This window comes from Methylobacterium sp. 10 (genome assembly GCF_000519085.1).
GTDB lineage: Bacteria > Pseudomonadota > Alphaproteobacteria > Rhizobiales > Beijerinckiaceae > Methylobacterium.
The window spans coordinates 7,501-29,200 of sequence record NZ_KI912577.1; the positions used below are offsets into that span (position 1 = coordinate 7,501).

The 21,700-nt window shown below is 67.4% G+C and carries 19 protein-coding genes and 1 other RNA gene; 5 read left to right on the plus strand and 15 right to left on the minus strand.

What is annotated here, in order from left to right:
• Positions 1 to 108: 108 nt before the first annotated feature.
• The 4 genes from paoC to ssrA form a co-directional block, all read right to left on the minus strand.
• Complete coding sequence (gene paoC, locus K368_RS0100065; RefSeq protein ID WP_027170599.1) at positions 109 to 2,316, minus strand: aldehyde oxidoreductase molybdenum-binding subunit PaoC; 2,208 nt, start codon at positions 2,314 to 2,316, stop codon at positions 109 to 111.
• A gap of 3 nt (positions 2,317 to 2,319) precedes the next feature.
• A complete protein-coding gene (locus tag K368_RS0100070; protein ID WP_027170600.1) occupies positions 2,320 to 3,270 on the minus strand; it encodes a xanthine dehydrogenase family protein subunit M in 951 nt (316 codons plus the stop codon).
• Positions 3,267 to 3,902, minus strand: coding sequence for an aldehyde dehydrogenase iron-sulfur subunit PaoA (gene paoA, locus K368_RS0100075; RefSeq protein ID WP_027170601.1), 636 nt, complete (start codon positions 3,900 to 3,902; stop codon positions 3,267 to 3,269). Before paoA ends, K368_RS0100070 begins: the two co-directional genes overlap by 4 nt.
• A 371-nt stretch (positions 3,903 to 4,273) precedes the next feature.
• Positions 4,274 to 4,601, minus strand: a transfer-messenger RNA (tmRNA) gene (gene ssrA, locus K368_RS25730).
• Positions 4,602 to 4,739: 138 nt separating this feature from the next.
• Between ssrA and K368_RS0100080 the strand changes: the two genes are divergently transcribed.
• A complete protein-coding gene (locus K368_RS0100080) occupies positions 4,740 to 5,309 on the plus strand; it encodes a peptidase S14 (RefSeq protein WP_027170602.1) in 570 nt (189 codons plus the stop codon).
• A gap of 34 nt (positions 5,310 to 5,343) precedes the next feature.
• Here K368_RS0100080 and K368_RS0100085 read toward each other — a convergent pair whose 3' ends face one another.
• Together K368_RS0100085 and K368_RS0100090 are read right to left on the minus strand one after the other, a co-directional pair.
• Positions 5,344 to 8,103, minus strand: coding sequence for a molybdopterin-dependent oxidoreductase (locus K368_RS0100085; RefSeq protein WP_027170603.1), 2,760 nt, complete (start codon positions 8,101 to 8,103; stop codon positions 5,344 to 5,346).
• Entirely contained in the window at positions 8,100 to 8,927 is an 828-nt protein-coding gene (locus tag K368_RS0100090) for an FAD binding domain-containing protein (RefSeq protein ID WP_027170604.1), read from the minus strand. Before K368_RS0100090 ends, K368_RS0100085 begins: the two co-directional genes overlap by 4 nt.
• A gap of 157 nt (positions 8,928 to 9,084) precedes the next feature.
• Between K368_RS0100090 and K368_RS0100095 the strand changes: the two genes are divergently transcribed.
• On the plus strand, positions 9,085 to 10,032 hold the full coding sequence (locus K368_RS0100095; RefSeq protein WP_051439699.1) for a hypothetical protein: 948 nt from the start codon (positions 9,085 to 9,087) through the stop codon (positions 10,030 to 10,032).
• On the opposite strand, the gene K368_RS0100100 is transcribed toward K368_RS0100095, so the two are convergent.
• The 4 genes from K368_RS0100100 to K368_RS0100115 are packed head-to-tail and all read right to left on the minus strand — an operon-like array spanning position 10,029 to position 13,450.
• Positions 10,029 to 10,877: an alpha/beta hydrolase gene (locus K368_RS0100100; RefSeq protein ID WP_036265814.1), complete on the minus strand. Its 849-nt coding sequence runs from the start codon at positions 10,875 to 10,877 to the stop codon at positions 10,029 to 10,031. The genes K368_RS0100095 and K368_RS0100100 overlap by 4 nt on opposite strands.
• Entirely contained in the window at positions 10,874 to 11,653 is a 780-nt protein-coding gene (locus K368_RS0100105) for an ABC transporter ATP-binding protein (protein ID WP_027170607.1), read from the minus strand. The genes K368_RS0100100 and K368_RS0100105 overlap by 4 nt, the downstream gene beginning before the upstream one ends.
• On the minus strand, positions 11,646 to 12,506 hold the full coding sequence (locus K368_RS0100110; RefSeq protein ID WP_027170608.1) for an ABC transporter permease: 861 nt from the start codon (positions 12,504 to 12,506) through the stop codon (positions 11,646 to 11,648). Before K368_RS0100110 ends, K368_RS0100105 begins: the two co-directional genes overlap by 8 nt.
• On the minus strand, positions 12,503 to 13,450 hold the full coding sequence (locus tag K368_RS0100115; RefSeq protein ID WP_027170609.1) for an NrtA/SsuA/CpmA family ABC transporter substrate-binding protein: 948 nt from the start codon (positions 13,448 to 13,450) through the stop codon (positions 12,503 to 12,505). The genes K368_RS0100110 and K368_RS0100115 overlap by 4 nt, the downstream gene beginning before the upstream one ends.
• A 347-nt stretch (positions 13,451 to 13,797) precedes the next feature.
• On the opposite strand from K368_RS0100115, the gene K368_RS0100120 reads away from it, so the two are divergent.
• The 3 genes from K368_RS0100120 to K368_RS0100130 all read left to right on the plus strand — a co-directional run bounded on the left by K368_RS0100120 (position 13,798) and on the right by K368_RS0100130 (position 16,628).
• Entirely contained in the window at positions 13,798 to 14,700 is a 903-nt protein-coding gene (locus tag K368_RS0100120) for a LysR family transcriptional regulator (RefSeq protein ID WP_027170610.1), read from the plus strand.
• A gap of 336 nt (positions 14,701 to 15,036) precedes the next feature.
• Positions 15,037 to 15,783: a PIG-L family deacetylase gene (locus tag K368_RS0100125; protein ID WP_027170611.1), complete on the plus strand. Its 747-nt coding sequence runs from the start codon at positions 15,037 to 15,039 to the stop codon at positions 15,781 to 15,783.
• Positions 15,780 to 16,628, plus strand: coding sequence for a galactosyltransferase-related protein (locus K368_RS0100130; RefSeq protein WP_027170612.1), 849 nt, complete (start codon positions 15,780 to 15,782; stop codon positions 16,626 to 16,628). The genes K368_RS0100125 and K368_RS0100130 overlap by 4 nt, the downstream gene beginning before the upstream one ends.
• A 233-nt stretch (positions 16,629 to 16,861) precedes the next feature.
• Here the strand turns inward: K368_RS0100130 and K368_RS0100135 are convergent, their stop codons facing one another.
• From K368_RS0100135 to K368_RS0100155, 5 genes are all read right to left on the minus strand, one after another.
• Positions 16,862 to 17,527 (minus strand): NYN domain-containing protein, encoded by a 666-nt coding sequence (locus K368_RS0100135; RefSeq protein WP_027170613.1) that lies wholly within the window; start codon positions 17,525 to 17,527, stop codon positions 16,862 to 16,864.
• 234 nt (positions 17,528 to 17,761) lie between these two features.
• On the minus strand, positions 17,762 to 18,838 hold the full coding sequence (locus K368_RS0100140) for a glycosyl transferase (RefSeq protein ID WP_027170614.1): 1,077 nt from the start codon (positions 18,836 to 18,838) through the stop codon (positions 17,762 to 17,764).
• Positions 18,835 to 19,950 (minus strand): glycosyltransferase family A protein, encoded by a 1,116-nt coding sequence (locus K368_RS0100145; protein WP_027170615.1) that lies wholly within the window; start codon positions 19,948 to 19,950, stop codon positions 18,835 to 18,837. The genes K368_RS0100140 and K368_RS0100145 overlap by 4 nt, the downstream gene beginning before the upstream one ends.
• On the minus strand, positions 19,943 to 21,052 hold the full coding sequence (locus K368_RS0100150) for a glycosyltransferase family 4 protein (RefSeq protein ID WP_027170616.1): 1,110 nt from the start codon (positions 21,050 to 21,052) through the stop codon (positions 19,943 to 19,945). The genes K368_RS0100145 and K368_RS0100150 overlap by 8 nt, the downstream gene beginning before the upstream one ends.
• Before the next feature lie 209 nt (positions 21,053 to 21,261).
• Positions 21,262 to 21,648, minus strand: coding sequence for a 4-oxalocrotonate tautomerase family protein (locus K368_RS0100155; protein ID WP_027170617.1), 387 nt, complete (start codon positions 21,646 to 21,648; stop codon positions 21,262 to 21,264).
• Between the last annotated feature and the right edge of the window lie 52 nt (positions 21,649 to 21,700).

The following is a 21,700-nucleotide window of genomic DNA, read 5'->3' on the forward strand; positions in this document are numbered from 1 at the left end:
GTCGCCTCCATTGCGGCGGACGATTTCCTAGTCGGTAGAGCCACGTTCGTCACCGCGACCACCGCCGAGGGCGCGAACGATGCGCGCCCTCGGTAGAGGTCAGCCGTCTCAGGCCGCGTCGGGCATCCGGTCCAGGAGCTTGTCGAGGGTAAGCGGGTAATCGCGCACCCGAATACCGGTAGCGTTGTAGACCGCGTTCGCCACCGCCGCGCTAACACCGCAGATGCCGAGTTCGCCCACGCCCTTGGCCTTCATCGGCGAGGAGATCGGATCGGTCTCGTCGAGGAAGACAACGTCCTGATGCGGAATGTCGGCATGGACCGGGACTTCGTATCCGGCGAGATCGTGATTGACGAAGAAGCCGCGCCGCGTGTCGACGGCCAACTCCTCCATCAGCGCGGCACCGACACCCATGGTCATGCCTCCGATGACCTGGCTGCGAGCGGATTTTGGGTTGAGGATGCGTCCGGCCGCGCAGACCGCCAGCATCCGCCTCACCCTGATCTCGGCCGTGCTCACATCGACGCCTACTTCGACGAAATGCGCTCCGAAGGTCGATTGTTGGTACGTTTTCGAAAAGTCGCCGCCGAACTCGATCGTGTCCTCTGCAACGATGTCGCCAGCCTTCCCCGCCTCGGCGAGCGGCACAGACCGGTTGCCCGAGCGGACGCGTCCATCTTCGAACACGGCATCTTCCGAATTGAAGCCGAGGGCTCGCGCCACCGCCTCACGGAGCTTGATGCAGGCCGCGTAGACCCCTGACGTCGATGAATTCGCACCAAACTGGCCACCAGATCCCGAGGAGACGGGATAGGCGGAATCGCCGAGCCGCACCACGACCCTGTCGAGGCTCAGTCCCATCATCTCGGCGGCGGTCTGGCCGATGATGGTGTAGCTGCCGGTGCCGATATCGGTCATGTCGGTCTCGACCGTCACCACGCCCTGGCCGTCGAGGCGGACACGCGCCCCCGATTTTACGTTCATGTTGTTGCGGAACGCCGCGGCGACACCCATTCCAACGAGCCATCGGCCGTCGCGAACCTGACCAGGCTTCACGATCCGCTTGTCCCATCCGAAGCGCGCCGCACCTTTGCGTAGGCATTCGATCAGGCTGCGTTGAGAAAACCGGCGCTCCGGCTTCTCTGGATCGACCTGGGTGTCATTGCGAATACGGAACTCCACCGGATCGAGGCCGAGCTTCTCTGCCATCTCGTCCATGGCGATTTCGAGGACCATCAGGCCCGGCGCCTCACCGGGCGCGCGCATGGAATTGCCTTCCGGCAGGTCGAGCATGGCGAGCCGGGTCTGGGTCATGCGGTTCGCGCCGGCATAGAGCAGGCGGGTCTGCTGCACCGCCGCCTCCGGCTTGCCACCGGGCAGGTTGCCCGACCAGCTCTCATGGCCGATGGCCGTGATCGTGCCGTCCGGCGTCGCGCCGAGGCGGATACGCTGGATCGTGGCGGGCCTATGCACGGTGTTGTTGAAGCTGAGCGGACGCGTCAGCGCTACCTTCACCGGCCGCTTTGTGGCGCGAGCGCCGAGGGCGGCCAATACCGCTTCCGCCCGCAGGAACAGCTTTCCGCCAAACCCGCCGCCGACGAAGGGCGAGACGAGGCGGACCTTCTCCTTCGGGATGCCGAGGGTCAGGGCGAGATCCCGCGTGCCCCAGGCGATCATCTGGTTGGAAGTCCAGACTGTCAGGGCGTCGCCATCCCAGGACGCGATGGACGCATGCGGCTCCATCATCGCATGGGCCTGATCGGGCGTGGTGTAGGTGGCGTCGAGCTGAACCGGAGCCGAAGCGAAAGCCCCGGAGAAATCGCCGATGAAGGTATCGGACGGGGCACCCGCCAGCTTCTCGGGCTTGCCCGTATCCTTTACCGCCGCCAAGTCGAACTCGCCTTTGGTTTCAGCGTAATCGACACGGATAAGGGCCGCCGCGGAGCGTGCCTGCTCGAATGTTTCCGCCACGACCAAAGCGATCGCTTGGTGATAATGCTCGACCTCGGGGCCGCCGAGAAGCTTGGCAGCATTCAGCTTTCCCTTGTCGAGGGGGCCAGCATTATCCGCCGTGACGATGGCGAGCACGCCGCGCGCGGCCCTGGCCTCATCAAGGGCCATCGCCTCGATCCGGCCCTTGGCGATGGTCGCGCCGACAACGAAACCATAGACTGCCTTCGATTGTGGATCGTGCCAGTCATAGGCGTAGTTCGCGGTGCCAGTAGTCTTGAAGGGACCGTCGATCCGGTCGGTGGCCCTGCCCACCACTTTCAGTTGATCAATGGGGTTGCGGCCCGCGGGAGTGTCGAACTTCATGGTTCAGGCCCTTGCTTCGGACAGGACGGCGCCGAGCGCGCGCTCGGTGAGCTTGAGCTTGTACGCGTTGTCATGCGTCGGCTTCGCTCCCGCGAACAGGCGCTCCGTCGCGATCTTGGCGCCCTTCGGCAGCTCCGCCTCGGCGGCCTCGTCACGCCATGGTTTCGGGGCGACGCCGCCGACAGCAATGCGTCCGGTCCCGTCTCGCTGGACAATCCCCGCGATGGAAATCAGGGCGAAAGCATATGACGCCCGGTCCCGGACCTTGCGGTAGACATGCATGCCCGCCACCGGCTTTGGCAGCGTCACCGCCGTGATGAGTTCGCCGGGCTGCAGGCTTGTTTCGATCTGCGGCGTGCCTCCTGGCAGGCGATGGAACTCGGCGATGGGGATCCTCCGCGTGTCACCCTTGTCGTTCACAGTCTCGACGTTCGCGTCGAGCACCCGCATGGCCACAGCCATGTCGCCGGGATGCGTGGCGATGCAGGCCTCGCTGGCCCCCACCACCGAGAGTTGGCGGCTGATGCCACCGATGGCCGAGCAGCCACTCCCGGGCTGGCGTTTGTTGCAGGGCTGAGCCGTGTCGTAGAAATACGGGCAACGGGTGCGCTGGAGCAGGTTGCCCGCCGTCGTTGCCTTGTTGCGCAACTGGCCGGATGCCCCGGACAGAAGTGCCCGGCTCAGCACGCCGTAACCGCGCCGCACCCGCAGGTCGGCGGCGAGATCGGTGTTGCGCACCAGGGCGCCGATCCGCAGACCGCCGTCCTCCGTCGGCTCGATCGTATCGAGATCCAAGCCGTTGACGTCAACGAGATGGGTCGGCGTTTCCACCTGCAGCTTCATGAGGTCGAGGAGATTGGTGCCGCCGGCGATGAACTTCGCACCGGGCACGCGCATGACAGATGCAGCGGCCTCCGCTGGCGACGTGGCGCGCTCGTAAGTGAAGGACTTCATGCCTGCCTCCCCGCGACTTCGGTCATGGCGTCGATGATGTTGGAATAAGCGCCACAGCGGCAGATGTTGCCGCTCATGCGCTCGCGGATCTCGTCCGTTGTGATCACAGCATTCGCTGTGAGATCGACGGTGACGTGGCTCGGGATGCCAGCCTTGATTTCGTCCAGAACCGCCACACCGGAGCAGATCTGTCCCGGCGTACAGAAACCGCATTGATAGCCATCATGCTTGACGAAGGCCGCCTGCATCGGATGCAGGTCGCCGGGCTTGCCCAAACCTTCGATGGTGGTGATGGCATCGCCATGGTGCATGACCGCCAGGGTCAGACAGGAATTGATGCGCCTGCCATCGACGATCATCGTGCAAGCCCCGCATTGTCCGTGGTCGCAGCCTTTCTTGGCACCGGTGAGGTGCAAATGCTCGCGCACGGCATCGAGGAGCGTGGTGCGCGTATCGATGTCCACCTCATGCGCCATCCCGTTCACCGTGAACGATACTTTCGACATGACCGGATCGGACTTGTTCTCAGCGGCTGCCCAGGCCGTGGAGGGGCAGGCCGTAGCGACGGCACAGGCAGAAGCGCCCGCCATCAGATGGCGCCGGTTGAGTTCGAGGTCTTCAGAGCCATACATGGCGTTCTCCGAACCTGATCCATAAGACATGTGATTCCGTTGGGTCGTGTCGCGGAAATTCTCGCAAGGCTTCGACCAGCCACCGACAAACGCTCGACGGCGCAGAACTTTCCCTGTTGGTGCGAAGTAGCGCAGGCAGACCGTGCTGCAACGCCTTGGAAGAGTTCCAAGATCCGCATGTGCGTGTGCACACGCAAGGTGCGGTCGTCATTGAGCAGCGAGAGGGACGGGTAAAATGCGGCCGAACCGGGCGAGACGGGCTCGCAGCCAAGGCCGAGGAGAGCGAAACGCGACAAAGCAGCCGAAACCGGCATTGCCGCGGCTGACTAAACTACATCAATGACAATCAGAAAGGTGGGTCCCGGAGCCGAAGCCCCGGGTTCTGTTTCGACGGTTACCCTACCGCAAGATGCTTACGCCGCGAGGCGGGCATCCATGACAACGTTATCGTTGGCATTTAGAGTTTTGGCCAAATACTTGGAACAGGGTTTGCCTGCGCCAAACCGGTCGAGTCCTTACCGACGCTCTCGCGATCCCTTTACCGCCCAGTCGATCCTATTTCGCCCCCATCAGAAACGCATCACGATGCGCTTATGGTGGAGGCGCCGGAGTACTGCCCTCCGGGTCCTGAAACGTTATTACGAACCGGTCATCAAACGCAGTTTCGATATAGATGCAGTAGGCCGAAAAGTCCAGATCGGCGGCCCTCCGGCTTCCGGATGCCGCCAGGCGGATTTTTCTTCACCCCCGGCAACCACATGCGCGCGTGAGGCTTCTCGATCCGGCACGAGGCATGCGGGGATGCGTCCCGACGTGCCTTCCGGCAAAGGATCAATGATGGACAACACGCTGCTTTCCGCCCCGGACTTCAAGGGTCCCGCCATCCTGCTGTCAGGACCGGTCGATTACGACATGTACAAGGCTTTCCGGCGCCAACTGGACGCCGCCTCCGGGCTGGACCTCGTGGTGGTCGAACTCACGACCCTCGGCGGCGACCCGGAAGTCGCACGGATGATGGGCGAAGACATTCGCTTTGCCAGCGAGGTCACGCCGCATCGCCGTTTCGTCTTCCTCGGCAAGGCGGCGATCTACTCGGCTGGCACGACGCTTATGAGTTTCTTCGCGCGCCCCAACCGCTATCTCACGCGCGGCACGCGTCTGATGATCCACGAGCGCAAGATGGCGAAGACCCTGGAGATCCACGGTCCCCTCACCACATGCATCGCCACCCTCAAGGCGACGTTGCACGAGATCGAGACCTCCATCGAGATTCAGAACGAGGGCTTCGCCAACCTCGTCACCGGCTCGCAGGTCACCCTGGACGAGGTCATCGAGAAAGCCCCGTACAATTGGTACATCGAGGCCGAGGAAGCCAAGAGCCTCGGGCTGATCGAGGCCGTCCTGTAGTCACCGGCGCGCAATTCAGTGCGACGGGCCGAGATCACACCGGCCCGTCGCACTGCCCCACCGCCTCCATCACTGCGAGATAGATACGGTCCGGTGCAAACGGGGTCGAGGTGAGCCGTGCGCCCGTCGCGTCGCGGATGGCATTGGCCAGCGCCGGGGCAACGGGATTGAACGGGCTTTCGCTCATCGATTTTGCGCCGAGCGGACCGATGCCATCGTAGGTGTCCGCGAACAGGACATGGGTGCGCGGCACGTCCGCGAAGGCGGGGATGTGATAGTTGCGGAAAGTCTGCGTAATGACGCGGCCCCGGTCGTCGACCCGAATTGCCTCGTACAGGGCCGCACCGATCGCCTGCGCTACACCGCCCTCGATCTGGCCGCGGCACTGCATCGGGTTGAGAACGCGGCCGGCATCAGCGGCGTGCACGCTGTCGAGGATGCGAACTTCCCCGCTCGACCGATGGACAGCGACCCGGAACCCCTGGACGTTGAAGGCGACGGAACGCGGTGAGCCATCGGCCTTCCCTGCGCGCTCAATGGCTCCCCCCGAGAGTATCTCCGCGAACCCGATCTCGCCGGAGGAGGTCGAGACGCCGTCTTGGTGCGGGCGGCATTCAGAGGGCGCCCCCCCTCCCCTTTCGGCAGCGGCTTCGCGAAGGGCCTGTGCCAGGGAGAGGGCGGCTTTCAGAGTCGCCTGCCCCGCCACCACGATGCCGGTGGATCCATAGGCCCCGGTATCGTGGCCGACACCGTCGGTGTCGCCATGGCGCAGGGCGATGCGGTCGGGACTCGTACTGAGCGCCGAGGCCGCGATCTGCGCGAGGACGGTGGTCGTCCCGTTGCCGAACTCGGCGGTGCCGACATCGAGATGGTAGCGCCCGTCCGCCTGAAGCGCGATCCGCGCCTCGGAGAAATGCCCGCGCGGCGGGATCGTGTCGATCATCGCCATCGCCATCCCCTCGCCAACGAGCCAGTCGGCGGAAGGCGTCTCGGCGGGCATGAGTTCATCCATGGCGGATGCGACGAGATCCAGGCACTGGTCGAGTCCGTAGCTTCCGTATTCCACGTCGTGGGGTTCGAGGCTGTTCGACACCATCGGGTCGCCCGGGCGCACGACGTTGCGGCGGCGCATCTCGAACGGATCCAGCCCAAGGCCGCGCGCGAGTTCGTCCATGGCCGATTCCACCGCGAAGATGGTCTGGCTCAGACCGTAGCCCCGGAAGGCGCCGCTCGGCAGGGTGTGCGTGTAGACCGCGTAGCCGTCGACTCGTTTGTTGGGACAGCGATAGACGCCGATCACCTCGTTGCAGCCGTGATGGATGACGCCGCCGGCATGGTTGCCGTAGGCGCCGGTGTTGGAGACCACATGCAGTGCGATCGCCGTCAGCGTGCCATCCTGGCGGGCGCCGATCTTCACCCTCACCCGCATCGGGTGGCGGGTGGTGGTGGCGGTGAATTGCTCCTGGCGGGTCATTTCCCACTTCACCGGGCGATCGGTGGCGAGAACGGCCAGTGCCACCAGATCCTCGGTGAGCATCTCCTGCTTGCCGCCGAAGCCGCCCCCGACGCGGCCGCAGAGCACGCGCACGGCATCCCGCTCCAGGCCGAACAGGTTCGCCAGCGCGTCACGGGTGAGGAACGGTGTCTGAGTGCTGGAGCGGATGACGAGGCGTCCGTCTTCGTCGCGCCAGCCGACGGCCCCATGGGTCTCGAGATGGGCGTGCTGGACCCGCTGGGAATCGTAGGCCGCCTCATGGATGAGATCCGCCTCGGCGAAACCCGCCGCCACGTCGCCGACCTCGCCATGCACCTCGGCGGCGAGGTTGGGATGGGAGAGGCGCGGCGGCGCATCGTCGCCGGGTTGGTCGGCGCCGTCATGGACGAGAGGCGAGCCCGCCCGCAGGGCCTCGTCCGGATCGAACACCGCGTCGCGGATCTCGTAATCCACGGTCAGCGCCGCGCAGCCGGCCTCGGCCGCGGCTTCACTCGTTGCCACCACCGCCGCCACCCGCTGACCGACGAAGCGGAGGATCGAATCGAGCACCCGCGTATCCGGGGCGTCGTCGAGGGGATTCTCGTGCCGCCCGGTGGAGAACCGCCCGGCGGGAACATCGTCGTGAGTGAAGACCGCCACCACACCCGGCACGGCCAGGGCATCCGCCCGGTCGATCCGTAGGATGCGGGCATGGGCATGAGGCGAGCGCAAGACCTTGAGATGAAGCAGGTCGGGTACGGCCAGATCGAAGGTGAAGGCTGCGCTGCCCGAGACGATCCGAGGCCCGGCGAGGGCCGGGATGCTGCGCCCGCACGGGTCGTCGCGCGCATCCTCCGGTCGTTCCACGCGCGCCACGCCCGCCACGGCGTCGGCGATGGCGCCGTAGCCGGTACAGCGACACAGATTACCCTTCAGTGCGGTGGCGAGATCGCCGATCTGCCCCTGGTCCAGGGCCGATGCGGTCATGATCATGCCGGGGGTGCAGAAGCCGCACTGGTAACCCTGGGCGCCGAGAAAGGCCGCCTGCATGGGATGGAGCGGCTGCGCTCCCCCCTCCCCCGGCCGACAGGGGCCGCCAAGGCCTTCGATGGTGGTGACGCTGCGCCCCTCGGACCGGAAGGCGGGCAGCAGGCAGCTATGCACCGGCTCCCCGTCGAGATGTACCGTGCAGGCGCCGCAATCCCCGGCATCGCAGCCCTTCTTCACCCCGAACCAGCCGAGCTCGCGCAGCATCGTGCGCAGGCATTGGCCCGGAAGCGGGGACGCATCCTGCTCGTGTCCGTTGACGTGCAGGATCATGCGCGGCTCTCGTTCTCGAACTCGCGCCGGATCTCTTCGGCGAGGGTGAAGGTCATATGCCTGCGCCAATCCGGCGTGCCGTGAACGTCGTCGTGATACAGCGTGGCCGGAACCGCCTCGGTGATGGAGTCAGCGAGGACCGCCGCATCGGGGAGCGTCGGGAACACTTGGCGCAGCGGGCGGCGGGTGGAGGCCGTGATTGTGAGCGCGAAGGCGCCGCTCGGGTCCAGGGTACCGATCAGCAGGGCGCCGGAGCGTCCATTGGGGCTCAAGGAAACCTGGCGGAAGGCGGTCCGGCGCTTGAGCGCAGCCAGGGGAAGATCGATCCGCCGCAGAATTTCGCCGGGTGCCAGCGACGTGCATTGCGAGGCAAGGACGAGATCGGTGATGGCGACCTCACGCTCGGCCCCATCCGGCGTCCAGACCAGGCAGGTTCCCTCCAGGGCGGTGGCGAGCGCGATCATCGGCGCGGCCGGCAGGGCGAGGCAGATGTTGCCTCCCACGGTGGCCATGTTCCAGATCTTGAACGATCCGAGCAGCGCCCGGCAGCATTGCGCGAAGAGCGGCGCGGCGCTCCAGGATGCGGGCAGGTCGAGCCGGAACAGTTCGGCGATGGTGCAGGTCGCGGCGAGCGAAAGGCCCCGTTCGCTCGCCTCATGGGGCTTCCAGCCGAGGCTCGAGAGATCGACGAGGCGGCGCAGGCGCGGCTGAGGCTCCGAGAACAGCCATGTCCCCCCGGCCAGCCAGGCATCGCCGTCCCGCCATCCGGAGAGGTCGGAGCGATTCCGCGGCATGGTGACGGCGCCGATCGAGTTCAGGTCCATCGTGGGAATCCAGGGGCGAGCCTGCGGCGAGATTGCCCGGTCGGGACGACGATTGAAAGCAAGGTTGCCCGTGCTTCGGGCAAGTTCAGTCGAGCAAAATCAGTGCCGCCCGGAATCGCGGATCGCGCGGGCCGGTCTGCCTCGTTAAGCTGCGGCGATGGAGCATGATGCCGCCGCGCGACCTTCGCGGATTCCAACACCGGACGCGGGTGCGACGAATGCCGTCGCGGATCTTCTGGCGAACGCGCTCGACGATGCCTCCACGACCTGGAGTTTCGGCAGTTTCGGTGCGCTCGCGAGCTTCCTCCGGGATGCGGAGGAAGAGGCGATACCCTTGCGGGACACGCGTATGGGCCTGGCCACGGCGCGGGGAGCCATCGCCCTCGATCCCGCAGCCGTCTGTCGTCCCGTGGCTTACGAAACCGGCTTCGCTTTCGGCTGGAGTCACGCCGTCGCCCTGTGCCTGCCCGGTGACGCCTGCGCCATGAACCGACGCTCCGTCATCACCGAACTGGGACCCGATCGGCAGGCCGCCAGACCCGAGGATCGCGACGGTATCCTGTTCGATCTCGGCCTGAACCTGCTCGCGGTGGATGCCTGCATCCGGACGAACGATGGTCCGACGATCGCGCTGCTCAGGAGCGTCGCCGGGCGGGGAATGTTCGGACCCGGCGATCCCATCGCGGCGCAGCTCATCGCCGCCGGCCCGCATCGCGTCTTCGTCACCCGGATCGGGCGGATCGAGGTGTTTTCGCCCCTCCGCATCGAGGCGGAATCGGCTCCTTTCGGCCCGAGGACCCATCTCCTGCCGCAGATCCTGCGTCTTGGCCGGACCCACCCCGCGACGGCTCCGATCCCGTCCGGCTGGGTGCCCTGCGGCGCGATTCATCCACCGCACCCGTGCAGGGACATTGCCGGCGGGAGCATTCCCTTCCGGCGCGACCGGCACGAGGCGTTTCAGGCGCTGCTGGCGCGCTGGGGCGACCCGGACCTGCTCGCCGCGAAGTACGCGGCGATGGGCGGGAAGGCGGTCACCGGCCGCCACGCAAGGAGCGCGCGGCGGGCGGCCGAGGCACAGGAAGCGTGCCTGCGCGGCGAGGGCTAGGCGCCCTTCCCGGCGAGTTCCACGGCGAATGCGGTCAGTGCGCCGTCGGGCCGGATCAGTTCGTCGAGGATCGAGAAATGGTCGTGGCCGGGCAGTTCGGCGACGGTCGAGGTGTTCCCGGCGGACCGCCACGCGTCGTCGTAATCAGCGGAATGCCGCCGTAATTCGGGCAATTCGTTCGATCCGCACACGATGGCGAGGGGCTTGTCGGAACGCGGCACCTGCCGGATCGGCGAGAGGGCCTTGATTTCACCGTGCGTCAGGTGCAGCCGGTCATTGAGCTCGGTATGCCGGATCGGCTCCAGATCGAACACGCCGCTGATGGCGAGGCCGGCATCCACCTCGGGCCACGCCATGGCGAGGGCGGCGAGATGCCCCCCGGCCGACCAGCCCGAGACGACGAGACGACGGCGCCCCCTCCCCTCCTCCCGGCCGCGCAGGACGAGCAGCGCCGCCCGTATCTCGGCGGCGATCTCGGTGAGGCTTGCATCGGGCGCCAGGGTATATCCCACCAAACCCACATCGAGACCGTGATGCAACGGTCCTTCCGCCATGCAGGCGAAATCCTGGCGGGTATTCCGGATCCAGTAGCCGCCATGGATGAAGACGAGGAGCGGCGCATCCTCGGCGCCACTCCGGAACAGGTCGATCCGGTTCCGCTCGGCCGGCCCATAGGGGAGGTCGAGGTCATGGGGGTGGAGCGCGCGAAACGCGGCGCTCCGGGCCCGCCAGCCGGACAGCCGCGCGGCACTGTCGGCGACGGCGCCGGTATTGTCGTAGGCGCGGCTCAGGGTCTCGCGGTCCATCCGGCGCCAGTCGCCGGATCGCGACGCCGCCCCGATCATGCGGCCACGGGGGCGTGGTGGCTGTGGAGCTGCGCCGACAGCATTCGCCGCACATCGTTGAAGGCCGGGCTCGACACGTCCCGGCGGCGGGCCAAGTCGATGCCGTGGATCGCATCGATCCGGCCGGGGCTCGGGGACATGACCACGACCCGGTCGGCGAGGAAGATCGCCTCCTCGATGGCATGGGTCACGAACAGCACGGTGAGCCCGGTGCGGCTCCACAGGTCGAGGAGCTCGTCCTGAAGCCGCTCGCGGGTCATGGCATCGAGCGCACCGAACGGCTCGTCCATGAGGACGATTTCGGCGTCGTTGGCCAGCACCCGCGCGATGGCGACCCGCTGCTTCATGCCGCCGGAGAGCTGGTGGGGATGGGCGTCGGCGAAACGCTGCAGCCCGACGAGGGCGAGGTAGCGCTCCACCGTGTCGCGGATTTCCGCCGCCGGCCGGCCGCGCGATTTCGGGCCGAAGCCGATATTGTCCCGCACGGTGAGCCAGGGGAACAGGCCGTAATCCTGGAACACCATGCCCCGGCTCGGGCCGGGGCCTTCGATGGGCTTGCCCCACATCAGCGCCTCGCCGGCTGTGGCGGATTCGAACCCGGCGACGATGCGCAGCAAGGTGGACTTGCCGCAGCCCGAAGCGCCGAGCAGGCAGATGAACTCGCCCTTGGCCACGGTGAGGTTGGCGCCGCTCAGGGCCTGAACCGTGCGGCCCTGGACGGCGAAGGATTTCGAGACGCCGCGAATGTCGAGGATCGGCACGGTGGGCTCAGCCATGGGAGGGGCTCCAGGCAAGAAGGCGCTGGCCGACCAGCATCACGGCCCGGTCGCAGACGAAGCCGGCGACGCCGATGACGATCATTCCGCAGATGACGATGTCGGTACGCGAGAGTTGCCGTGCCTCCATGATGATCGCGCCGAGGCCGGTGGGAACGCCGGTCATCTCGCCGACGACGATCACCACCCAGGCGAAGCCGAGGCCGAGGCGCAGACCCGTGAAGATCGACGGCAGGGCTGCCGGCAGGACCACGCGGGCGAACTGGGCCGAACCCCGGCAGCCGAGCATGGCGGCGGCCTCGAACAGGCGCGGCTCCACCGAGCGCACCCCGAAGATGGTGTTGACGAGGATCGGATAGAACGCGCCGAGGAAGACGAGGAAATAAGCCGAGCGCGGCCCGAGGCCGAACAGGATCATCGCCAGGGGCAGCCAGGCGGTCACCGGCACCGGGCGCAGGATCTGCAGTGTCGGGTCGAGGAGCTGACGCATGATCGGCACCCGGCCGATCAGCAGCCCGAGGGGCACCGCCGCCAGGGCCGCGAGACCGAACCCGCCGAAGACGCGGGTGAGCGAGGCGACGAGATGCGTGAGCAGCGTGCCGCTGAAGGCGTCGCCCTCCGGTCCGCCGATGGCGAGATCCACCATCGCCGTCCAGACTTCGGCGGGCGGCGGGATCAGGCTGTAGGGCTTGCCCACCGTGAGCAGATGCCAGGCGATGCCCATCGCCACGGGCAGGGCGAGCGCGAGGAGGGGCTGGCGCAGGCGCGAGAGATTTGGAAGCGTGCGGCGCGGCGCCGCCTCCGACACCGCCGGCGCGGAAACGGCCGGGGCGGAAACGGCCGGGGCGCTCACGAATCCCTCATCGCATCGACGAAGCGGGTATCGATGAAAGTTGAGAAGTCGGGCAGGCGTTTGATCTGCCGGGCGGCCAGCATGTGCTCGGAATAGGCCTTGGCCTGCTTGACCTCGGTCTCGCCGAGCTTCCACTTGAACTCGACATTGGGCACGGAGAGCTCGATGGCCTCCCGCTTCTGCCCGAGCTTCTGCACCGCCATCGCCACGGTGGCCTCGCGGTTGCCTTGCGCGAAATCCGACCCCTTGCGGTGGATCTCCAGCATGGTCTTCACCATTTCCGGCCGCTCGGCCAGCGTGTCGCGATGGGCGCCGAACACCATGTTCAGGGAACCCATTTCGGTCCCGTAGGGATACTCGACCAGGGTGCCGACCCCCGTGGAGAGACTGACGCCGGGGGCGGGTTCGGCGCCGACATAGGCATCGACGTCCCCGCGCGCGAGGGCGATGTGCATCTCGCTGAAGGAGATGCGGACCGGGGTGATGTCCTTCACGCTCACCCCCTCCATGCGCATGCGCTCGAGGGCGAAAACCTCCTGGGTCGAGCCGGGCCAGATCGCCACGCGCTTGCCCTTGAGGTCGGCCACCTTCTCGATGCCCGAACCGGTCTTGGCGATGATGGCCATGCCGCGATTGCAGGTGGAGGCGATGACGACGATGGGCTCGCCGGCCGCTGCCCCGAGGGTGCCGGCGGCGATGCCGAACGTCCCGAAATCCACCGACTTCGTCACCACCGCGTTCTTGCACTCGGTGGGGCTCTCGAACGGGATCACCTCCACGGTGACGCCGGGCGGCGCGAACTGGGCGTAGAAATAGGGTGCGATGGAATGGATCAGCTTCAGCGATCCCATCCGGATCACGGTGGGCGTCTCGGCCCGCAGGGCCGATGGCCCGACGAGGGCGCCGGCGCCGAGGCCGGCGAGGAAGGTGCGACGACGAATCATCTGTGCCGGCTCCGTCATGATGTGAACCCGGACAGGGTACGTCGGTAGGCCGTTGCAAACGAGTGTTGCTTATTGACTATGGTGTTGCGAAATTCGCAACACCGAGCATAGGTTGGAGCCGTGCCATCGAGGTTGCCCGCCAGGAGCCTGCTGGGGTTGTCTCTCCAAGGCTTCACTTCATCCTGCGGTGCCGCGTAGCGGCCTCGAAGGAGCCCTCCAGGGATCGCCGCGGCATCTGGAGGCCTCCTTCGAGGCCCGCCGACGCGGGCACCTTAGGATGAGGCGATCTGATTGGATGATCAAAATTGGCATGAGCATCCGCTGAGACATACGGTCAAACAGGCTCCATGAAGCATCTGCGGACCCTCACCTACGTCTCCGAGGTGGCCCGGCGCGGCTCGATCCGCCGGGCGGCGGAGGCCTTGAACATCGCCCCCTCGGCGCTCACGCGGCAGATTCAGGATCTCGAATACGAACTCGGCACGCCGATCTTCGAGCGGCTTGCCCAAGGCATGCGCCTCAACGCGGCCGGCGAGTTGCTGGTGCGCCATATCCGCGATCAGGTCTCGGACCTGGAGCGGGTCCGTTCTCAGATCGCCGATCTCTCCGGTGTGCGGCGCGGCCATGTGGCGCTCGCCTGCAGCCAGGCCTTCGTCAATCAGGTGGTGCCGGACGAAGTGCGGGCCTACCGCGCGCGCTTTCCCCAGGTGTCGTTCACGGTCCAGGTGCGCGACCATGCCCAGGCCGTGGCGGCGCTGGCCTCCTTCGAATCGGACCTCGCCCTGGTGCTGCAGCCGCCGCCCTCGGCCGACCTGCACGCCCTGTTCACCTGTCGTCAGACCCTCTGCGTCGTGATGCGCGCCTCGCATCCCCTGGCGCGGGAGGAGGGGCCGGTGCGGCTGCGCGAATGCCTGACCCATCCCCTCGCCCTGCCCGACCGGTCGCTGGCCATCCGCCACCATCTCGACGATGCGCTGGCACGGCGGGGCACACCCGTGCGTCCCGCCGTCGAATCGAGCTCCCTCGAGTTCCTGCGCAACCTCGCCCTGCGCGAGGATGTGGTGAGCCTGCAGGTGCCGAGCGGCATCCCCGACGACCAGCGCCTCGTCAGCCGGCCCATCGACGAGCGCGACCTCTCACCCATGACCCTGATCCTCGGCCAGCTGCGCGGGCGGATGCTCCCCGTCGCCGCCGCAAAATTCGCCGACGGCCTCGCCGCCAGCCTGAACGACCGCTACGGCGCGGCATGACTTGTTCAGACGGCATTCCGGTTCGGTTGATACACTCATCCCGTCTTCGCTACGGACGTCGCGCCCGATACCCGCATCGCTACGGCATTCACCCATCTGCTCTATCCGCCAGAGCGCGTCCCTCTCGCCCTTGTGGCTAACGGATTCACACATCTGCTCGAAGACGATTAGCTCTATCCAAAAGGGTTCGACATGAGGCGCGACATGCTCCCTCGCGTGGAAGGAGAGGGACCCGCGCTGCCCGCGACATGTGTGAATGCCGTAGAGATGAGGGAAAGGGTCGGGACAATCACAGCGATGGCGCTGCCATCCTTATCTAAGGGACTGATCGCTTCCATGCATGCCGACGCCTTTCTCGCCGCCGCCGAGACCCTGCCCGTAGCGGATCTCGATGCCCTGACCGATGGACGCGGCCTCGTCGTCGTCGCCCCGCACCCGGATGACGAGAGCCTCGGATGCGGCGGCCTCATCGCCGAAGCCTGCGCACGGGGGCGCGACGTGCGGCTCGTCATCGTCAGCGACGGCTGCGGCTCGCACACCCATTCCGCCCTCTATCCGCCGCTCCGCCTCCGGGCCCTGCGCGAGGAGGAGACGCTGGAGGCGGTGGCGGCGCTCGGCCTCGCGCCCGCCCACGTCACTTTCCTGCGCCTGCCCGATGCGGGGGTGCCGAGCACCGGCCCCGAGGCACAGGCGGCGGCGGATGCCGTGGTGGCTGTGGCCAGGGAGAGCGGGGCCGGCGCGGTCTGCGTGACCTGGGCGCACGATCCCCATTGCGATCATCAGGCGGCGGCCGCCATCGTGCGGCTCGCCCAGGCGCAACTCGGGGCGACGAAGGCTTTCGCCTATCCGGTCTGGGGCTGGACCCTGCCGGAGGGCACGGAGGTCGGCGCGCCTCCCGCGGGCTACCGCGTCGATGTCGGCGCGCATGTGGCGGCGAAGGCGCGGGCCGTGGCGGCGCATCGCTCGCAGACCACCGACCTCATTGCCGACGACCCGACGGGGTTCCGCCTCGCGCCGGAGATGATCGCCCGCTTCCTCGGCCCCTACGAGATCTTCGTCGCGATGCCGGCGGAGGCCGCATGAGCGCCACGATCATCACCCTGAACAAGGGACGCGACGCGCATCTGGCGCGCCTCCTCGAAGGGCTCGGCCGGGGAACGCCGCCGGCTGAATGCATCGTGGTGGAGATGGGGGCCGACCCCGCCCCCCTCCCCGATCACGGCTTTCCCATCCGCCGGATCGATCTTCCGAGCCGTGGCCTGCCGCTCGCCAGTGCCCGCAATGCCGGGCGCCGCGCCGCCTCGGGCGATCAGCTGATCTTCCTCGACGTGGATTGCATCCCCTCGGGCGATCTCGTCGCCAGTCTCGATGCGGATCTCGGCCAAGCCGACGGGTTGATCTGCTGCGAGGTGAGCTACCTGCCGGCGAGAGCCGTGGACGACGACTGGACCGAGGCGGGCTTGCGCGCCGTGGGGCATACCCACCCGGTGCGACACTTCCCGGCGACGGGCTTGTCCCGCACCGACAATCCCGGCCTGTTCTGGTCCCTGGCCTTCGGCGTCCGGGCCACGACCTTCGACCGGATCGGCGGGTTCGACGAAGCCTTCGACGGCTACGGCGCCGAGGATACCGACCTCGCGTTCCGGGCCGATGCCGCCGGCATCCCGATCCTGTTCAGCGCGGGCGGCCATGCCTTCCACCAGTATCACGGGGCCTTCGACCCGCCGCTCCAGCATTTTTCCGACATCATCGCCAACGCGACGCGCTTCCACGCCCGGCACGGTCTCTGGCCCATGGACGGCTGGCTCGACGCCTTCGCGCGGCTGGGATTGCTGTCGCCGACCTGGCGCGAGGCGCCGACGATCCTGCGCATGCCGACGGCGGACGAGATGGAAGCCGCGCGGGTGCCGCTGGACCGGCCGTTCTGAACGCGGCGTGTGGCGAGCGACGCCCCGTCCCGCCCCTCGGTTCCGGAGCTGCGCCCGACCCCGTTCGGGGGTCGGGACGAGTCTCAAGCCCTTTGTTGCGTCGCGCGCTGTTTCGCCGAATCGTCATCCGCTTCGACGGAGGGCGTTTGAGTGGTCTAAATTGGACGGATGGTGCCCGCATCTGTGGGGAGGCTAACGATCCATTGCAGACCGTGTGGGTCCTGGGACCAGGATCAGACCCAGCTCGCCGGTTTGCGGATCTGCGTCCCGTCAGCCAGCATCAGAGGGTTTGGGAATTGTGCGGCCGTCAAATGCCCGATGCTCAGACGGCGAACGAAACTCGATGCCGCGGCAAGATCAGGATTAGGCACCGCTACGGGCGACAGTAGCCCCACCACCTTGCCTAACTCCTGTGTGGCGATGCGGATCGGCTCAATCAGATCGCTGTCCGCTGATAGCACCGCCGCGACGTCGAAATTGTCCCGGAAGGCGTCAAGCAGCAGATGGCTCGCCAGGTTGACGTCGCTGCCTTTCTCCTCGGTCTTATGGACCTTCACCACGGCCGGCCACGGTTGCGGCAGCTGGGCCGCTAGTTGCGGCCGGAATTGCGGGGGATGCACCAGCCCCGCAAATTTCTTGGTGGCCAGGAAGGTGCCCTGGTGGATCAGCACTTCCGGCACCGTTTCCAAAGCGTTGAAATACACTTGCTGTCGGCCCGGCGCGGTCGGATCGACACGCGCGGAGACACGAGCCGTATAATAACGGACCTGAGTAACCTGATTTTCGGGACGTAGAGCCTGCTCAGCCAGAATTTTGGGATTGACCCATTTCAGGTCAGGACGCTTTTGCAGCATCCGGAAATACAGGTTGAAGCCATCGATATAGATAATCGTTCGCATCGAAAGCCATAGTAGAAAAAGCGAAAGCCGCCTCGAGTTTCCTCTCGGCGGCTTTCGAGCCGACAGCACGCTGTCAGCGGGTATAGATCCATGATAGGGCCAATGGCCCTCCGTTACAAGAGGCACCTAGCGGCACATTTCTCCAAAACGAGTGGTTAGGTGGCACCTGCCGGCAGCCGCTTTCTATCCTTCTCGGACGTCGAGAGGTAGATACGAAATATCAGATCTCTACCACTAGGGTCGCGGCGCGCGGCGCTGCTCGATCCCTTGGATGACATCCTCAATGATCGCAACCGTGCGTCCGATGGCGTCAGCCTGGACCAATCTGCCGATCACCGACGGATCGAGGGCGAGGCCCGCGCGGACCAGGGCCGGCCAGTCCGACGCATCCGGCCATGCCGGGCGGAAGATCGCCGCGCCCAGCGCCGCCAGGGCGTCCGCCTTCGCCGTCTGCTCGTCGAAGGCGCGGGGTTCCGGCAGGCAGAGGAAGCGCTTGGCCCGTGTCGCCACCGCCGCGACGACGCCGTCGCCGCCGCCGCCGACCACGAGGGCGGCGCGGTCGAGAAACGGGCCGGTCTCGGCGACCCAGCCGTGGAGATGCAGGTTCGGCGGGGCGTCGGTCGTGAGAGGCTCCACCGGACCGAGCACGTGCCAGTGCCGGTCGGGGACGGCGCGGGCCGCGGCCGCGAGGTCGGAGGCCGAGCCGCCGGTCCCACCCCGCCCATAGATCACCGCGATGGAGCCGTCATCGGGCGCGCTTGCCTTGGGGGCATCCGCCAGGAAGCCGGCATAGAGGGTCTTCGCCCTCACCCAATCGGGCGTTCCGGCCGTCTCGATCTCGGGCGGGTTGAAGGCGAGGAGGCGCTCGGCTGAGCGGAAGCCTTCGAGATGTGGAATATCGGTCCGGTGACCGGCGAGGCGCACCACCAGGGTCGGCACCGACAGGAGCCGCGCGAGGAGCGCCACCTCCACCGATACGTCGACGATCAGCAGGGCCGGATCGTTCTCGACCATCCAGGCGGCGAGCATCCCCATCCTGGCGCGGATACGATCGATGCCGACGGGGACGTAGTGAAAGCAATCCGGCCGGATCGCCTCGCCGTCCTGGCCGTCGAAGCCGGTGAGCCGGTCGTCGGGCAGGTCGAGGATCGCGCCGTTGGCGGTCGAGGTGTCGATGTCGGCCAGGGTGCCGATGAGGGTCACGGGCCGGTCCAGGCGAGCGGCGATGAGGTTCGCGCGCTGCCAGTGACCGGCGCCCTGGTGATGGACGTAGTAGCCGACGGGGCGCCGGTGCGCCGCCGCCTCGCTCACGCGACGCGCGCCCTGGGCCGGTCGATCAACCGGGCGAGCAGCGCATCGAGCCCCGCGATGGCCTCGTCGAGGGGAACATGCGCCGGCTCGGGCCCGATCTCGCCGGCTCGTTCTCCCACACGCTCGGCGAAGGCGATGGCATTGACGCACGTTGCCGGATCGATGGCGGCGATGTCCTCCGCAGAGACGCCCAGCGCCCGCAACCCGGCTTCCGGACCGCCCTGGGCGCTCCAGGCGAGGCGGAACGCGCGCTGGCGCTCGATCACCGCGATCCAATGGCTCGCCGGCGGCAGGAGGTAATCCTCCTCGCCCGCGACGACCCGTGCGCGCCGGGCCATCTCGGTGGCCATCCCGCCGGTGACCCGGCCGGTGCCGCGATCGGACACCGAGATCGAGACATGGGGGCAATGGCGCACGCGACCGCCCGCCAGGCGCACCTTGGCAACGAGGGCGTTGTCCTCGCCGCAGGGAATCGCGGGCAATCCTCCGACCTCGCGATAGAGCGCGGCGCGGAGCGCGAGGCTCGCCGCCACGTGGTCGCCGTGGCGGGGCGCCGGATCGTGGGCGGGGGGATCGATGGCCTCTTCCAGGGCCCGCACCGCGACCCAGTACTGTTCGATCCGGCGATGGAGCGCGTGGATCTCCGGGTCCCGGTTCTCGCTCTCCTGCGTCTCGATCACGAGGCGGCCGCCCACGAGTTCGGAATGCTCCAGGGCCGACAGATTGGCGCGGGCCCAGCCGGGGGCGGCGACGGCGTCGGCATCGGTGCTGAGAAGGACGGCATCCTCGACGCCGTCGGCGGCCAGCCAGTCGGCCCCGGCATCGAGCGCCATCCGGCGCGCGGTGCCCACATGGGCGACCTCCCGCGGCACCGAGGCCTCGATCACCCGGAGATCGAGATGGCGGGTCTCGCCGTTGCGCTCCATCTCGCGGATCAGCGATACCGTCTCGTCGGTGCAATTATTGGCGAGGATCACGACCCGCAGCAGCGCGCCGTCTCCCGAGCCGATCTGCCGGTCGAGGGAGCGCACGAGGCGCGGCAGCACCTCGGCCTCGTTGCGGGCGGGAACGCAGACGACGGCCCGGCCGAGGGAGAGCGGGCCGCTACGCATTGTCGAGCAGGGGTGCGCGAGCGCCGGCCGGGACCGGACGGACGGAGACGGGAGTCGACCAGCGGCGGATTTCGGCACGGTACATCGCCTCGTAGCGGTCGGTCATCGTATCGGCGTCGAACAGGTGCTCGGCCCGGCGGCGGCAATCGTGCCGCTCGAGGCGGATCGCGCGGGACAGCGCACGTCCGAGATCCACCGGATCGTCGGCCTGGGCGAGAACGCCCGACGTCTCGTCGAGAATGTCGGGAATGGCGCCGCGCGCGAAGGCGGCCACCGGCGTGCCGCAGGCCAGGAACTCGGCGAGCACGAGGCCGAAGGGCTCCTCCCAGCGCGGCGTGCACAGGGCCACATGCGCCTCGCCGACGCGACGGGCGAGTTCGGCATGGCCGAGATGGCCGAGATAGGTGACGTCGGGACCGAGGCGGGGGGCGATCTCCGCGTCCCAATAGGCGCGGTTGCTCTGCGGGCCGGCGAATTTCAGGGGGATGCCCGCGACGCGGGCGGCGTCGATGGCGAGATGCGGGCCCTTCTCGGGGACGATGCGCCCCATCCAGATCGCATGGGGCTCGCCCTTGGGCTCCGAGGAATAGGCGAAGGCGTCGAGATCGATGCCGTTGCCGATCACCAGCGGATCGTCGAGGAAGGGCAGCCATTCGCGGGCGAGGGATTCGGACACGGCGGCGAAGGTCATGTCGTTCGCGCGCGCCTTGACGCCGCGCACGAACGGCTCGAACGGCGGCGTATGGAGCGCCGTCACCATCGGCGCGCCGAGGTCGCGGGCGCGCAGCAACGGCAAGTAATGCAGGCTGTTGTTGTGGATGATGTCGAAGTCGCCGCGCGCCACATCGGCCACCATCGTCTCGTAGGCGGCGAGTTCGGCGCGGTCGATCCGCAGGCCGGACTCGTCGTCGACGGCACTGCCCGTGGGCGGACAGACCGCCTTGAGGCAACCACGCGCGTCGGACCCTTCGGACGCGTAGAGCGTCACGCTGTGGCCGCGGGCACGCAGGGTGCTCGCGAGCAGATGCGTGTGCATCTCGAGCCCCCCGGAGAAGGGCTGGGCGATGGGGTATTTCAGGTGAGCGAGGAGGGCGATCTTCACGGGGCTGCAGACATCACTTCTCGAGTGTCCTACGCCGCGAGTGACGCGGCCGACGGACACTGGAGTGCCCCCACGGTCTCGTTCGACGCGACAGTGAGGCCGACGCAGACCTCTACTGTGTCCATTTAGGGCACCACAGGTGAACGCCGACCGAACGACCTCACCGATATCGCGATTGTCCGAACCCGTACCGTTCAGGCAGACGAGCCTCAGCGCGTGAGCCGCCGGTGCTCCTGCGTCCGGCCGTCATAGCCCCAGGCATCGGCCGCGATCTCCTGGACCACCACGTAGGTGGCGAGCGGCAACGCGTCCCCGAGCACCCGATGCAGCAGGGCATTGGCCTCGGCGATGAAGCGGGCCTTCTCCTCCGCATCGTTGGTACCGGCCGTAATCGCCGCCTGGACATGCGCCGCGACTTCGACCGGCCGCCCTCCCACCTGCCAACCGGACGCGGGCACCTCCTCGATGAGGACGGAAGTGAGGTCTCGGTTCTTGCCGAGAATGTCGGCCATCAGCGTCGTCACTCCGCTCTGCAGGTGACCGACCTGATCCGCCCCGATGCCAGGACCTGCGATTCTCACATTCACGAACGGCATGGCGCTCTTCTCCTCGACGCACCGCGGACGCTCCGCGATTGACGAGAAGAGT